General features: G+C 69.0%; 13 protein-coding genes. 7 read left to right on the top strand and 6 right to left on the bottom strand.

Annotation, left to right across the window (positions count from 1 at the left end):
- Position 1: 1 nt before the first annotated feature.
- Both HDR50_RS01115 and HDR50_RS01110 read right to left on the bottom strand, forming a co-directional pair.
- Positions 2 to 751, bottom strand: a complete 750-nt coding sequence (locus HDR50_RS01115; protein WP_291355207.1) for a hypothetical protein — start codon at positions 749 to 751, stop codon at positions 2 to 4.
- 18 nt (positions 752 to 769) lie between these two features.
- Positions 770 to 1618: a TatD family hydrolase gene (locus HDR50_RS01110; RefSeq protein WP_291355205.1), complete on the bottom strand. Its 849-nt coding sequence runs from the start codon at positions 1616 to 1618 to the stop codon at positions 770 to 772.
- 173 nt (positions 1619 to 1791) lie between these two features.
- Here HDR50_RS01110 and HDR50_RS01105 point away from each other — a divergent pair, with 173 nt between their 5' ends.
- The 7 genes from HDR50_RS01105 to HDR50_RS01075 all read left to right on the top strand — a co-directional run bounded on the left by HDR50_RS01105 (position 1792) and on the right by HDR50_RS01075 (position 10422).
- Positions 1792 to 2748, top strand: coding sequence for a UDP-glucuronic acid decarboxylase family protein (locus tag HDR50_RS01105; protein ID WP_291355203.1), 957 nt, complete (start codon positions 1792 to 1794; stop codon positions 2746 to 2748).
- Positions 2749 to 2832: 84 nt separating this feature from the next.
- A complete protein-coding gene (locus HDR50_RS01100; protein ID WP_291355201.1) occupies positions 2833 to 4896 on the top strand; it encodes a proton-conducting transporter membrane subunit in 2064 nt (687 codons plus the stop codon).
- On the top strand, positions 4893 to 5855 hold the full coding sequence (locus tag HDR50_RS01095; protein WP_291355199.1) for an NADH-quinone oxidoreductase subunit H: 963 nt from the start codon (positions 4893 to 4895) through the stop codon (positions 5853 to 5855). Before HDR50_RS01100 ends, HDR50_RS01095 begins: the two co-directional genes overlap by 4 nt.
- Before the next feature lie 27 nt (positions 5856 to 5882).
- Entirely contained in the window at positions 5883 to 6524 is a 642-nt protein-coding gene (locus HDR50_RS01090) for a hydrogenase-4 component E (protein ID WP_291355197.1), read from the top strand.
- Positions 6525 to 6526: 2 nt separating this feature from the next.
- On the top strand, positions 6527 to 8044 hold the full coding sequence (locus HDR50_RS01085; protein ID WP_291355195.1) for a proton-conducting transporter membrane subunit: 1518 nt from the start codon (positions 6527 to 6529) through the stop codon (positions 8042 to 8044).
- On the top strand, positions 8044 to 9564 hold the full coding sequence (locus HDR50_RS01080; RefSeq protein ID WP_291355193.1) for an NADH-quinone oxidoreductase subunit C: 1521 nt from the start codon (positions 8044 to 8046) through the stop codon (positions 9562 to 9564). Before HDR50_RS01085 ends, HDR50_RS01080 begins: the two co-directional genes overlap by 1 nt.
- Positions 9565 to 9573: 9 nt before the next feature.
- Positions 9574 to 10422 (top strand): 4Fe-4S dicluster domain-containing protein, encoded by an 849-nt coding sequence (locus tag HDR50_RS01075; RefSeq protein ID WP_291355191.1) that lies wholly within the window; start codon positions 9574 to 9576, stop codon positions 10420 to 10422.
- 28 nt (positions 10423 to 10450) lie between these two features.
- On the opposite strand, the gene lpdA is transcribed toward HDR50_RS01075, so the two are convergent.
- From lpdA to HDR50_RS01055, 4 genes are all read right to left on the bottom strand, one after another.
- Positions 10451 to 11866 carry a dihydrolipoyl dehydrogenase gene (lpdA, locus tag HDR50_RS01070; protein ID WP_291355189.1) on the bottom strand — a complete coding sequence of 472 codons (1416 nt, stop codon included), beginning with the start codon at positions 11864 to 11866 and terminating at the stop codon, positions 10451 to 10453.
- Between the two features lie 24 nt (positions 11867 to 11890).
- A complete protein-coding gene (locus tag HDR50_RS01065; RefSeq protein ID WP_291355187.1) occupies positions 11891 to 12331 on the bottom strand; it encodes a hypothetical protein in 441 nt (146 codons plus the stop codon).
- A 14-nt stretch (positions 12332 to 12345) separates the two neighbouring features.
- Complete coding sequence (locus tag HDR50_RS01060; RefSeq protein WP_291355185.1) at positions 12346 to 13842, bottom strand: tripartite tricarboxylate transporter permease; 1497 nt, start codon at positions 13840 to 13842, stop codon at positions 12346 to 12348.
- 101 nt (positions 13843 to 13943) lie between these two features.
- The gene (locus tag HDR50_RS01055) at positions 13944 to 14897 is read right to left on the bottom strand and encodes a tripartite tricarboxylate transporter substrate binding protein (RefSeq protein WP_291355183.1); all 954 of its coding nucleotides are present in this window, start codon (positions 14895 to 14897) and stop codon (positions 13944 to 13946) included.
- Positions 14898 to 14929 lie beyond the last annotated feature (32 nt).

Genomic DNA, 14929 nt, shown 5'->3' with positions numbered 1-14929 from the left:
CTTATTTGGGCCAGAGCGCCGTGGCAGCTGCGTAGAGCCCGAGGCGCTTGGCGCCCTCGGGGAAGGAGGCTGCCGAGGCGGCGAGAGCCCCGGGCGCCGGGATGCGCGCGTCCGCCTTGGCCGCGGCCGTGAGCGCCGTGAAGAGCGCGGCGGAAAAGGCCTGGCAATTGTCCGACTTGCCGGGCGTGAACTCAAGGTCGGTGAAGCCCGCGTATCCGCAAGCTTTGGACGCGAGCTCCGGCTGCTGGCCGAGCGCCCGGAAATAGAGGTAGTCATAAAAGGCGCTGGGGGGCAGCGCGTCCTTCTGGCCGTCCCTGGGGGGCCAGGCGTCCAGCGGCCAGTCTTCGTCAAAAAAACGGAAGCCGGCAAGATGGCACTTGGCGAGGCGCGAGTCGCGCTTGGCGGCCACGGCATCCTCGGCATAAAGCTCCTGGTACGGGCCGGCCACACCATTGCCCGCACGGCAGAGCTTGCTGCCCTGAAAGAGCGATTCCACCGGCATGCGCCTTCCGTGGGCCTCCAGGCAGAGCTCGAAGCCGCTCAGGGCGCGGCCGTCCGCCTCGGCGGACTTGGTGGAGATCTCAAGCAGGCTCGCCTTTGGCGCGAGCGCATGCGCCGCGGCCTGCATGGCGTCGATGGAGCGCCGCTTCTGCGCGAGCGACATGCCCGGGAACCACTGGAAGCTGACCTCCTCCACGCGGACCCATGACTCGGCGGGCGTGGTCACGAAAAAGACGGGGCGCGTTGCCATGCGGCCTCCTTGGGATGTTCAGGCGAGCGGAGTGTTCGTCGGCTCTTCAATGTCGAAAAAGCGGCGCGCGTTCCTGCCGCACATCCGCCAGAGCTCGGCGGGGTCGACGCCCCGCGCCTCGGCCACGGCCCTCGCGGTGAAGACCGTATACGCCGGCTCGTTGCGCGTGCCCCGCCAGGGTACGGGCGAGAGATAGGGCGCGTCCGTCTCGAGCAAAAGGCGGTCTTCCGGGATGATGGCAACGGCCTCCCGGAGCGCCCCGTTGGCGGGATAGGTGACCGGCCCGGGCACGGAGACGTGCCAGCCGTTGGCGAGGATGCGCCGCGCCAGTGCCGGAGCGCCGCCGAAGCAGTGCCACAGCAGCGGGTAGCCCGCGAAGCCCCGCGCCTCGAGGATGCTGAGGCATTCCGCCTCCGCCTCGCGGCAGTGGAGCACCACGGGCTTTTCAAGGGCGCGCGCCATATCGAGCTGCGCGGCGAAGGCGGCCATTTGCAGCTCGCGCGGGCAGTCGTCCCAGTGGAAGTCGAGGCCGATCTCGCCCACGGCCCGCAGGCGCGGCTCCGCGGCGAAGGCGGAGGCTATGCTGTCGAGGCAGGCGGGCGTGCACTTTTCGCCGTCACAGGGATGAATGCCGAGCAGGAAGAAGACCTCCGGGTGATCGGCGAAAAGCCCGCGGCGTTCGGCGAAGGCCTCGGGCGAAAGAAAGACATTCCCGATGCCCGACACGCCGGCCTCGCGGGCGCGGGCGAGCACGGCCTCGCGGTCGGGGTCGAATTCCTCCCCGTCGAGGTGGGCGTGGCTGTCCACGCCGCCCGGGGGCAGGGCGACGGTGAGCGGGTCGATGCGCTGCGGTTTCTTGTATCCCATGGTTGGTTGGCCGTGGTCTGGCGGCGTCGCCGCCCCGGGTTTGCGTGAAGCCGCCATCCTAGCAGAGCGGCGGGACGCGCGCAAGAAAGCCATTGCCATGCCCGCTCTTTGCGCGTAAGAGTGCGGTGCGCGCCCGGCCGGCAAAACGCCGCAAGAGGCGCGGGGAGGAGAGCATGCACTTGCATAAACGTGTCCTTGTCACTGGCGGTTCCGGCTTTCTCGGCTCGCACCTCTGCGCCCGTCTCCTAGACGAGGGGCATGAGGTTATCTGCGTGGACAACTTTTTCTCCAGCGCCCGCTCCAATGTGGAAGAGCTCAGGGACAACCGGCGCTTTGAGCTCATCCGCCATGACGTGACCTTTCCGCTCTATATAGAGGTGGACGAGATCTACAATCTCGCCTGCCCGGCCTCGCCCGTCCATTACCAGCACGACCCGGTGCAGACCATCAAGACCTGCGTGCACGGGGCCATCAACATGCTCGGGCTTGCCAAGCGCTTGCGCGCGCGCATCTACCAGGCCTCGACGAGCGAGGTCTACGGCGACCCCGAGGTGCATCCCCAGCCCGAATCCTACTGGGGCCACGTCAACCCCATCGGCATCCGCTCCTGCTACGACGAGGGCAAGCGCTGCGCCGAGGCGCTCTTCTTCGCCTACTGGCGCCAGGGGGGCCTGCCCATCAAGGTGGGCCGCATCTTCAACACCTACGGGCCCAAGATGCACCCCAACGACGGCCGCGTGGTCTCCAACTTCATCGTCCAGGCGCTCAAGGGCGAGCCCATCACCATCTACGGCGACGGCAGCCAGACGCGCTCCTTCTGCTATGTGGACGACCTCATCGACTGCATGGTGCGCTTCATGGCCTCGCGCGAGGACTTCACCGGGCCCATGAACATGGGCAACCCGGGCGAGTTCACCATCCGCGAACTGGCGGAAAAGGTGGTGGACATGACAGGGAGCCGTTCGCGCATCATCCACGAGCCCCTGCCCGCCGACGACCCGGCCAAGCGCCGCCCCGACATCACGCTCGCCCGGCGCGAACTCGGCTGGGAGCCCGTGACGCCGCTTGCGGCCGGCCTTGAGAAGACCATCGCCTATTTCGACGGCCTGCTCAAAGAGGGGCGTATCTAGCGGCGGACGCGTGCCCGGCCACAGGCAGGGCGTGAGGGCAGCTTTCAGGTTTTCCGGAAAACTTCCCCGGGGTGCGGGTCTTCCATGGATTGTTATCTCGGCAGTCTTTGCGTTTTCGTGGCCTCCGCCCTCGTGCTCGGGGCGGCGGCCGTGGCGGCGTCCTTCCGGCCGCCGCGCCCGCGCCGAAGCCGCCGCGTCAACGCGCTGGGCGCCGGCTGCGCGGCCTTGGGCTGCGCCGTGGGCTTTGCCGGCGCCGTCGAGGCCCTGCTCAAGGGTGGCGCGACGGTGGAGCTCCTTTGGGGCCTGCCCGTAGGGCACCTCGTGCTCCGGCTGGACGCGCTGTCCGCCTTCTTTCTTCTGCCGGTGTTCGGGCTCGGCTTTGTCTGCGCGCTTTCGGGCGGCATCGCCCTGCGTTCCGTGCGCCCGGGCGAACACAATCTCGCCGCGCACTGGTTCTTCTTTCTCCTGCTGCTCACAGGCATGGCCTGCGTGATGTGCGCGGCCGACGCCATCTTCTTCCTGCTCGCGTGGGAGATCATGTCGCTCGCGCCCTTCTTCCTCATTGATTTCAATGATGGCGACAGCAAGGTGCGCGACGCCTCCTGGGTCTATCTCGTGGCGGCGCATCTCGGCGCGGTCTTCCTCATCGCGTTCTTCGTGCTGCTCTGGCAGGTGACGGGCTCGACGGCCCTTACGTTCGCGGCCTGCGCGCCGCTCTCTGACGCCGGCGCGGGGACGCTCTCGGTGCTCTTCGTGCTGGCCGTGGTAGGTTTCGGAGCCAAGGCGGGCATAGCCCCCTTGCATGTGTGGCTGCCCGAGGCGCACCCCGCCGCGCCGAGCCATGTGTCGGCCCTGCTCTCCGGGGCCATGATCAACGCGGGCCTCTACGGACTCATCCGCGCCCTTAGCCTGTTGGGCGGCTCGCCCTCGGCCGGGGTGCTGGGGGAGCTTCCCGAATGGTGGGGCTGGTTCCTGCTGCTGCTCGGGCTCGCCACGGCGCTGCTCGGCATACTCAAGGCGCTGGGGCAGGGCAACCTCAAGCGCCTGCTCGCGTATTCCAGCGTGGAGAACATGGGCCTCATGTTCATGGGCGTGGGCGCGGGCCTTGTGGGCGTGAGCGCGGGCGACGGCTGGACGGCCGCGCTGGGTTTTGCCGGCGCGCTTCTGCACATGCTCAACCACGCGGGCTTCAAGGGCCTGCTCTTCCTGTGCGCGGGCGAAGTGCTGCACGCCGCGGGCACGGTGCGCATGGAGCTTCTGGGCGGCCTGCAACGCCGCCTGCCCCTGGTGGGCGCGGCCTTCGCCCTGGGCGCCGCGGCCATCGCCTGTTTGCCACCGCTGAGCGGCTTCGCCTCGGAATTCGTGCTCGCCATGTCGCTTCTGGACGGCGCCTCGCTCCCCGGGGTGGAGCGGCAGCTCGTGCTGCTGTTCACGCTGGCCGGGCTCGCCCTCGTGAGCGGGCTCGCGGCCGCGGTCTACGTGCGGGCCTATGGCATCACCTTTCTCGGCGAGCCGCGCACGGGCTTTGCGGCCAATGCCCATGCCGTTGGCTGGCGGGGCGTGTGGCCGCTCATCATCCCGGCGGCGGCCTGCGTGGCCGGGGGGCTGCTCGCGCCGTATTTCTTTGACCTTGCCGCCGGGACGGCCGCTTCCGCCATCCCCCTGCCGCAGGGCCTGACCGGCTCGGCCACCGGGGCGGACATGCAGATGCGCAGAAGCCTCGCCATCGTGGCCATGGTGGGCGGCGCTGGCGTGGCGCTGGCCTTTTTGCTCTTCGCCGTGCGCGGCCTGCTCCTTCGGCGGCACGGCGTCCTGCGCGAAAACACCTGGGGCTGTGGGTATCAGGCCTCCTCGGCGCGCATCCAGTATACCGCGGCCTCCTTTGCCGAGCCGCTGGCGCGGCTTTTCGCGCCCGGCATGGGCCTTCTGAAGCGCGGCGGCGCGCCGGAGGGCATCTTCCCGGAACGCGCGGTCTTCAGCACCTCCGCGCCTGACAGGCTCAGGACCCATGTCTTCGCGCCGCTCTTCGAGCTCGTGGAACGGGCCTGCAATGCCTGCAAGATCCTCCAGCACGGCAAGATCCATCTCTACATCCTCTATATCCTCGCCACGGTGGTGGGGCTGCTCGTCTGGGGGCTCAGGCCATGAACGCGCCCGCCTGCTTCCTCGTCCAGCTCGGGCTCGCGCTCGTGCTCGCGCCGCTTCTGCCGGGCGTCATCAACCGCGTCAAGGCCAAGGTGGCCGGCCGGCGCGGCAAGCCCCTGCTCCAGACCTACTATGATATAGCCAAGCTCCTCGGCAAAGGCGAGGTCATAAGCCGCACCACCACCTGGACTTTCGCCGCCGGCCCCGGCGTGTCGCTGGCCGCGGCCCTGTGCGCGCTGGCCCTTTTGCCCATGGGCGGCGTAGCCTCGCCGCTGGCCTTCGGCGGGGACTTCCTGCTCGCCGCCTATCTGCTCGGCATGGGGCGCTTCGCCACGATGCTCGCCGCGCTCGACACCGGCTCCTCCTTCGAGGGCATGGGCGCGAGCCGTGAGGCTGCCTTTTCCGCCCTGGGCGAGCCCGCGCTCTTCCTCGCCTTTCTCACGCTCACGAGCCTCTCCCTTGACCTCGGGCGCGGGGCGGCCGGGCTTTCCGTGGTGGACGCGCGCGCGGCATTTTCGCTCTCCGCGCTGTTCAACGGCGACATGGCGGCCTTCTGGCAGTCGGGCCGGCCCGAGCTTCTGCTGGCGCCGGCGGTGTTTTTCGCGCTGCTCCTGGCCGAGAACTGCCGCATCCCCGTGGACGACCCCACCACCCACCTCGAACTGACCATGATCCACGAGGTCATGGTGCTGGACCATTCCGGCCCCAACCTCGCCATGATCGTCTACGGCGCGGCGCTCAAGCTCTGGTTTTTCGCGGCCCTCGTGGCCGGCCTCCTCGTGCCGCCGCTGCCGCTTTGGCAGCATGCGGCGCTTTCGCTCGCCGCCATCTTCGGCATCGGCGCCTGCGTGGGCCTTGTGGAATCGGGCATGGCCCGGCTCAAGCTCACGCGCGTGCCGCATTTTCTCGGCGTGGCTGCGGCCCTGGCGGCGCTGGCCCTTATCCTGACGCAGGCCCGGTAGCCGCCGAAGCCACGGAGAGCGAGCCCCATGATCCCGCTGATTTCGCTGACCTCGCTGTTTTCCACCATGTTGTTTCTGCTTTTGCTGAACAACCTGCTCCTTCTGGGCGCGCCGGGCATCCGCGCGCTCATCCGGCTCACGGCCTTTCAGGGCATCCTGCTGAGCGTGCTGCTCTTCGGCATGGAGCACGCGCTGCTCGCCTGCGCGGTGCTCGGCATCAAGGGCCTGCTCCTGCCGGGCCTTTTGGAGCGCACCCGCCGCAGGCTCGGCGCCGCTGACGAGCCAAGGCCGCGCATGCACCTTGGCGTGTGCGTGGTCACGGGCATCCTGGGCCTCGTCTTTTCGCTCTGGCTCGAGACGCGGCTCCCCATCCTGCCCGACCTCTTCCCGCCGCTGCTTTTGCCCACGGCGCTCACCACGCTCTTTTGCGGGCTCATCCTCGTGGTGGGACGGGCCACGGCCATCTCGCAGGTCATCGGCTATCTCGTGGCGGAAAACGGTATCTTCCTCCTCGGCATGCCGCTCATGGCCGCGGGCGCCATCTGGTTCGAGCTCGCGCTCCTGCTCGACATCTTCGTGGCCGTCTTCGTCATGGGCAATGCCATCGGGCATATCGGCGAGACCTTTGACTCCCTCGACACGGGCCGCTTCCGCAGCCTCCGGGACTGATCATGCTTGAAGCCCTGATCCTCCTCCCGCTGGTGGCGGGCGTCCTCATGCTGGCCGTGGGCAACGCGGCTTTCTGCCGCGCCCTTTTGCCGCTCACGGGGGCCGGGCACGTCTCGCTCTCGCTCGCCACGGTGGCGGCCGTCGCCCGGGGCGAGCACCCCGCGGCGCTCGGCGGCCTCATGGCGCCGGACGCGCTGGGCGGGCTCTTCCTCATTTTGGCGAGCCTGCTATTTTTCGCGGCCTCCATCTACGCCGTGGGCTATCTGCGCGAGGAGGAGGCCATCGAGGTGCGCACCTGCATCCATGACGGGCGCCCCTTCACCAACTCGCCGGAACGCCGCTTCACCGCCTGCCTCTGCTTCTTCCTCGCGGCCATGAGCCTTGTCACCACCACCCCGCACCTGGGCGCCCTGTGGGTGGGCATCGAGGCCACGACGCTCTCGAGCGCCCCGCTCATTTACTTTCACCGGCACCGGCGCTCGCTGGAGGCGACCTGGAAATACCTCATCATCTGTTCCGTGGGCATCGCGCTCGCCCTGCTCGGCAACATCCTGCTTTCCGTGGCCTTCTACGCGCCCGGGAGCGGCGCCGAGAGCCCGGTGCTCGCCGACGACATCGACTCCCTCGGCTGGTTCGTGGCCCATGCGCCCGCGGCAGCGCCCCCCTGGCTCAAGGCCGCCTTCATCTTCCTGCTCGTGGGCTATGGCACCAAGATGGGGCTGGCGCCCTTGCACAACTGGCTGCCCGATGCGCACAGCCAGGCGCCCTCCCTGGTGTCGGCCCTGCTCTCCGGGGCGCTGCTCAACTGCGCGCTCCTCGGCATCCTGCGCGGGCACCAGATATTGCTCGCCGCCGGGCTCGGCGGCTTCAGCGGCGGGCTGCTCGTGTTTTTCGGCATCCTCTCCCTGCTCACCGCGGCCATCTTCATCGTGGGCCAGGGGCATTACAAGCGCCTGCTCGCGTACTCCAGCGTGGAGCACATGGGCATCCTCTCCCTCGGCATCGGACTCGGCGGCATCGCCGTGGAGGGCGCGCTGCTCCACTCCGTCTGCCATTCGCTGACCAAGTGCCTGCTCTTCCTGCTCTCCGGCAATATCCTCGCGCGCTACCACACCTATTCGAGCTACGACGTGCGCGGCCTGCGCTGGACCATGCCGGCCACGGGCGCGCTCTGGACGGCGGGCTTCCTCGCCGTGGCGGGCTCGCCGCCCTTCGGCATCTTCGTGAGCGAGCTCATCATCCTCAAGGGCATGCTGGCCGACGGCGCGTGGCTCGTGGCCGGCATCTATCTTGCGGCGCTCGCGGTCATCTTCGTGGGCATGTCCGTGGCGGTGCTGCGCATGGTGCAGGGCGCGCGCCCGCTGGACATGTCCGCGAGGCCGCGCAGCCGCCGCGAGCCGCTTTGGAGCGTGGTGCCCCCGTTGGCGCTCGCCGTGGCCGTGCTCGGGCTCGGCCTCTGGGTGCCTTCGTGGCTCTGGCATTTTCTCGAAATGGGCGGACGGCTCATCGGGGGGCAGTGATGTACGAGTTTGACTATCGCGAGGCCGTCGCGCTCAACGAAGTCCCCGTCCTCACCGCCGAAGCGCTGGGCGAGCGCATCCTCCAATACGTCCGGGACGGTTGGCGCGTGCTCGCGTATTTCGGCCTGCCCGAGGCCGGAGGGGACGGCGCGGCCGGCCTGTGCTGCGTGCTCGCCCACGATGCAGAACAGCGCCTTGCCGCGGCCCGGACGGCGCCGCTCACGGCCTTTCCCTCGCTGGCCGAAGCCTGCCCGCAGGTGGAGCTTTTCGAGCGCGAGATTTATGAGGAATGGGGCATCCTGCCCGAGGGGCACCCCTGGCTCAAGCCCGTGCGCCGCTCGCCGGACGCGCCCGGCGGGTCGGGCCGCGATTTTTACCGCGTGGACGGGAGCGAGGTGCACGAAGTGGGCGTGGGCCCGGTGCATGCGGGCATCATCGAGCCGGGGCATTTCCGCTTCCAGTGCTATGGCGAGATCATCCTGCATCTGGAGATAGCGCTCGGCTACCAGCACCGCGCCCTCATGGAGCTTTTGCGCCCGCGGGCGGCGGGAGCGCCGGTGGCCGCCGTGCGCCTTGCGGAATGCGCGGCCGGCGATTCCAGCGTGGCGCACGCCACGGCCCTTTGCGTGCTGCGCGAGCGCCTTTTGGGCCTTGGCGAGCTTTCGGAGCGGTGCCAGCGCCTCCGGCGCGTGGGCCTTGAGCTCGAGCGCCTCGCCAACCATTGCGGCGACCTCGGCGCCATCGCCGGCGACACGGGCTTTTTGCCCACCTCGTCGTGGAACGGCCGTATCCGCGGGGATTTCCTCAATCTCACAGCAACGCTTTGCGGCAACCGCTTCGGGCGCGGGCTGCTCGCCTACGGCGGCGCGGCCTGGGGCCTTTCGCCCGACGAATGTGCGGACATGGCCGGGCGCCTCGCCGCCACGGGCAGGGACGCCGCGGGTTCGGCGAAAACCATGTTCGCCTCGTCCAGCGTGGGCCAGCGCATGGCCGGCACCGGGCAGGTGACGGAGGCCCTTGCGCGCGAGATCGGCCTTGTGGGCGTGGCGGCGCGGGCCAGCGGCCTTCCGCGGGACGCGCGCTTTCATGCGCCGTTGTCGGGGCTTGCGCAGGCGGCGCCCGCCCCGAGGACGGAGCGCACGGGCGACGTGTTCGCCCGCGCCGCGGTGCGCCGGGCGGAAATGGAGGATTCGCTCACCATGGTGGCCGCAGACCTCGACTGGCTGGCGCGCCACCCCGAAGACGCGGCCTGGCGGGAGCAGGCGCGCGGCATGGAAAAAGCCGCGCTCGCACCGCTTCCGCCATTCCGGCTGTCCGTGGCCCAGGTGGAAGGCTGGCGCGGCGAGATTTGCCATGTGGGCGTCACCGGGCCGGCCGGGGATTTTCTGGCGCTCCGGGTGGTGGACCCCTCCTTCCATAACTGGACGGGCATGGCGCTCGCCATGCGCGGCGGCCAGATCTCGGATTTCCCGCTCTGCAACAAGAGCTTCAATCTGTCCTATTGCGGCTATGACCTGTGAGGGCTCGCCATGTTCCGCATCCTTGCCGAGCGCCTGAAACAAGGCTCGCGCACCCTTGACTGGCCCCGCAAGGAGCCCGCGCTCTCTCCGCGCTACCGCGGGCGACCCGAGCTGGCCGACACGGCGTGCGGGGAATGCCGCGCCTGTTACGCCGCCTGCCCGGCAGGGGCGCTCCTGGCGCGGGCGGACGCGCCGGGGCGCACGCCGCTGCTGGACATGGGCCGCTGCATCTTTTGCGGAGCCTGCGCGGATGCCTGCCCCGAGGGCGCCATTCGCTTCAGCGGGGACTACCGGGTGGCCGCGGCCACGCGCGAGGGGCTTCTGGTGCGGCCGAAGGCAGCGGGTGAGGAGGGGGAAGAACCCGTGCCCGCCGACCCCGCAGCGCTCATGGGCGGGCGCTTCCGGCTGTTCCGGCGCTCGCTCAAGCTGCGCGAGGTGAGCGCCGGCGGCTGCAATGCCTGCGAGGCGGACACCAATGTGCTCGGGACGCTCGTCTATGACCTGGGCCGCTTCGGCATCGAGTTCACGGCCTCGCCGCGCCATGCCGACGGGCTCGTCGTCACCGGCCCGGTGACGCGCAACATGTGCGCGGCCCTTATCGACACTTGGGCCGCCGTGCCCCGGCCGCGCCTGCTCGTGGCCGTGGGCGCCTGCGCCATCTCCGGCGGCCTGTTCCGCGAGGCGCCCGAATGCCTGGGCGGCCTCGGGGGCACGGCCGGGGACACGCGCCCGGCGCCCGTGGCGGACGCCCTCGCGGAAGCCGGCCTCACGCCGGACATCTATGTGCCCGGCTGCCCGCCCAATCCCTGGAGCATCCTCGCCGGCATCCTTGCCCTGCGCGGCGAGGGCGGCCGCTGAGAGCTGGGCGCCCCGATACGCGTCCCGTTCAGGCGCCGCTCCGCTCCAGCTCGTGAAGGGCGGCCCGCGCCGTCTCGAAGAGGCCTTCGCTCAGGGTGGGATGGGCGTGGATGGTTGAGGCCATCTGCCAAAGGTCGGCCTTGAGGGACAGCGCAAGGGTCGCTTCGCCCAGCATGTCCGAGGCGTGGGCGCCGGCCATGTGGATGCCGAGCAGGCGCCCGTCCCCGCGGCTCGCCACTATCTTGAAGAAACCGGGCAATTCGCCCATGGCGTGCGCCTTGCCCAGCTGGCGCACGAGCGTGGTGGCGCAGACCACTTCCTCGCCGCCGGCGCGCGCCTGGCTTTCCGTGAGGCCCACGCAGCCTATCTCGGGGGTGGTGAAGATGGCCGAGGGCACCGCGGCATAGTCCACCTGGCCGTGGCCCCCGAGCAGGGTCTCCACGCAGGCGAGGCCCTCCATGGCGGCCACATGGGCCAGCATGCTGCGGCCCGGCCCCAGAGCGTCCCCGGCGGCACAGATGCCGGGGACCGAGGTGCGAAACTCCGCATCCGCCCCGATCCAGCCGTGTTCGTCCACGCGCACCCCGGCTTCGGCGAGGCCCAGGCCCTCCGTGTCGGGCGCGCGCCCCACGGTGACGAAAAGCCGCGCCGCTTCCAGCTCCTCCCCGTCGCCCTGCGCCCCCTCCCCCCACGGCACGGCCGTGGCGCGCACCTTGCCGTCTTCCACGCGCACGCGGTCAAGCGTGCGCCTGGTGAGCATGCGTATCTTGCGCTTGTGCATCTCGCGTTCGAGCAGGGTGCTGATATCCGCATCCACCGAGGGCAGCGGCAGCAGCCTTTCCTGCGCCTCGACCACGGTCACGCGGCTCCCGAAAGCGGAGAGGATGCCCGCGAGCTCGCAGCCGATGACGCCGCCGCCCACGATGATGCAGCTCTCGGGGATCTCCGTGAGGTCCAGCGCGTCGTTGCTGTCGCAGATCCGTTCATGGTCGGGCCCAAGGCCGGGCAGATTCCGGATGCGCGAACCGGGGGCCAGGATGACGGCATCGCCCTCCACCCGCGTCTCCTCCCCGTCGCTGCGCACGCTGACGGTGTGCGCGTCCCTCAAGCGCGCCGCGCCGTGCAGCCGGCTGATGCCCAGCCGCTCGCAGCTTTTGGCGAGGCCGGTCCGCAGGATGCTTATGACCGACTCCTTGCGCCTCTGCACCGCCCCCGCGTCGATGCCCGGCGCGCCCATGCCCGTGACGCCGAATTCCGCAAGGCGCGCCGCCAAAAGCACGGCGTCGGCGCTGGCGCGCAGGGTCTTGGTGGGGATGCAGCCGCGGTTGAGGCAGACCCCGCCCAGGGAGTCGCGCTCCACCAGCGTCACCGCGCAGCCGCGGCGCGCGGCTTCAAAGGCCGCCGTATAGCCGGCGGGGCCGCTTCCGATGATGGTGATGCGCATGGTCTCTCCTTGGCAGGGGCTTTCTCAGAACAGGTATTCCGGGAAAAAGATGTGCATGATGTCGGTGAAGAAGAGCTGGAAAAAGAGGAGGAAGCCGGCCACAAAGGCCAGGTCGGCCAAAAGGGCGCGGCCGGTGCGCCGGGGCGTGAGGATAAGGAGCATGGCGATCATGCCCGCGGCCATGGCGCACAGGAACGAGACATACATGGCGCCGAGCACCTGGAGCAGGAAGATGGCGCAGATGGCGCACCAGCGCAAGGGGGGGATGCCGGCGAAGAAGGAGAGGCTGCCGCTCGCGCGCAGACCGTTGAGCGCGAGCAGAAGGCTCGCGCCCATGATGCAGTAGAGCGTGCTGAGCGGAAAGATGGTGCCCTCCACGGGCACGCCCTCAAGCTGCGCGCGCATCATCAGGGCAAAGGCGAACAGGGCCGCGGCGGAGAGAATATCGGCGGTGCGTTGGGTCATGGAGCGCCCCCGGTTCATTCGTTCCGGTTTTTCCATTCCTTCCACACGGCATAGCCGAGGGAAAGCAGGGTCAGCCCCACGAGCACGAGGCTCTGGGGCCGGGAGAAGAAGAACAGCACGACATTGCCCTCGGCCGCGCCGAGATGGAGGGAGAGCTTGAAGCCCTCCTCCATGGTGGTGCCGAGGATGAGGCCGAGGGCCGCGGGCGCCACCCCGAACCTGAAGCGAATGAGAGTATAGCCGAGGATGCCGCAGACCGCCATGGAAAGAACGTCGGTGGGCGAATTGTTGATGGAATAGGCGCCCACGATGGACAGTGCGAGGATGGCCACCACGAGGAAATGCTGCGGGATCTTCAGCGCCCGCGCGAAAATGCGCACGAGCACGAGCCCGAGCAGGAGAATGAGGATATTGGCGACGATGAGGCCGAAGGCATAGGTGTAGACCGTGTTGCCCTGCTCGGAGAACAGCTTGAAGCCCGGCTTGAGGCCGTGCGTCATGAGCGCGCCGAGCATCACCGCCGCAGGGGCGCTCCCGGGGATGCCGAGGGTGAGCATGGGGATCTGCGCGCCGCCGACCACGGCGTTGTTGCAGACCTCGGGCGCCATGATGCCCTCCATGAGGCCGGTGCCGAATTCCTTGCCCTTGCGCGAAAAGCGCTTGGTTTCGTTATAGGCCACGAAGGTGGCGATATTGCCGCCGGCGCCGGGCATGATGCCCACGATGACGCCGATGACGCCGGCGAGCCCCACCACCCAGATGCGGCGCAAAAATTCGCGCAGGGTCTTGAGGAACACGCCGGGTGTGGAGATATAGGGCGCCATGACGGCTTCGCCCGTGTCCGCCGGCTTGAGGAGGAGCAGGGCCTGCGGGATGGCGAACAGCCCGATGAGCGCGGGCACCACGCTGATGCCGCCCATGAGCTCCATGGTGTTGAAGGTGAAGCGCGGGTAGCCGGTGATGGGGTCCATGCCCACGCAGGCGAGCACCAGGCCGAGCAGGGCGCCGAGGATGCCCTTGAGCACATTGCCGGACGAGAGCGAGGCGATGATGGTCAGGGCGAACACGCAAAGCCAGAACTGTTCCGGCGCGCCGAACTGCATGGAGATGGCGGCGAGCGGCAGCGACAGGAAGATGAGCGCGGAAACGCCGAACAGCCCCCCGAACACCGAGGAGATGAGCGCGGTGAACAGCGCCTTTTGCGCCTGGCCCTTCATGGCCATGGGATAGCCGTCAAAGGTGGTGCAGAGCGCGGCCGCGGTGCCCGGCGTGTTGATGAGGATGGCGGGGATGGAGCCGCCATACTCCGAGCCGCAATAGACCGAGCCCAGCATGAGCAGGGCCGTGGCCGGGTCGAGCCCGAAGGTGAAGGGCAGGAGCAGGGCGATGCCGAGCGTGCCCGACAGGCCGGGCACGGCGCCCATGATGATGCCGAAGCACGCGCTCAGAGTCATGAGCGCCAGGGTGAACGGGTCCGCCAGGTTGGCGAGGATGGTCAGGGGCTCGAACATGGGGCCCTCCGCCGGAAGAGCAGGCTGCGGCAGGCGTTTGGAGGCACGGGGGCGGCCCGGCGCCCTCGGGGGGCTGTGCGCCGGGCCGCCGCGTGAAGCCCTTACTTGAGCAGGCCGAATTCCGTGAGGATGGCGCGGGCCCGGGCCTCCTCATTCTTGATGATCTCGGCAAAGGCGGCGCTGTCCCGGTAGTCGGGCATGAGGCCGCCGGCCTTGACGGCCTTCTGATATTCGGGGTCGGCGCAGAGTTCGCGGAACTTGCTTTCAAGATAGTCGCGCGCGTCCTTGGGGATGTTCAGGGGCGACGCGATGCCGCGGTACTTGCCGGAGGTGATGTCGTAGCCCAGTTCCTTGAAGGTGGGCACATCGGGGCAGAGCTCATAGCGCTCGGGGGAGCCGATGGCGAGCCCGCGCGTGTTCTCCATGCGCAGGAAGCTCGAGCCGGAGCCGAAATAGGCATCGGCTTCGCCGCTCTGGAGCGCCGGGATGGCCTTGCCGCTGCCGGGATAGGGCACCTGGGTGAACTTGGCGCCCGTGGCCTTTTCGATCTGCATGAGGAAGAGGTGGTCGCCGGTGAGCTTGCCCACGGTGGCCACCTTGATCTTGCCGGGATTGGCCTTGGCGTGCTCGATGAATTCCGCAAAGGTCTTCCACGGGCTTTTCTCGGGCACCATGACCACGTCGGCGTCATAGACGAGGTTGCAGATGGGGCTCAGCTGGTTGGTGGTGTAGCCGGCCTGCCCGCTCGGGCGCAGCATGGGCTGGAGGACGATATGCGGCAGGTCGACGCCGCCGATGGTGTAGCCGTCCGGCTTGGCCTGGGCGAGCCACGTCCAGCCGATCTCGCCGCCGGCGCCCGGCTTGTAGATGACAACGAGGGGCTCGGCGAAGATGCCCTTGGCGTATTTCTCGAGCAGGCGGTGGCTCACGTCGCTGCCGCCGCCGGGGTTGAAGGCCGTCATCAGGGTGATGGGCTTGGTGGGGTAGTCCGCGGCGAACGCGGGGGCCGCCAGGAGCCCGACAACGAGGAACATGGACAGGAATACGCGTTTCATGCCTCCCTCCTCTTGGGGAAATGTGGAGAATG

This window comes from Desulfovibrio sp. (genome assembly GCF_014803725.1).
Lineage (GTDB): Bacteria > Desulfobacterota > Desulfovibrionia > Desulfovibrionales > Desulfovibrionaceae > Desulfovibrio.
This window is presented reverse-complemented; position numbering and strand designations above follow the sequence as displayed.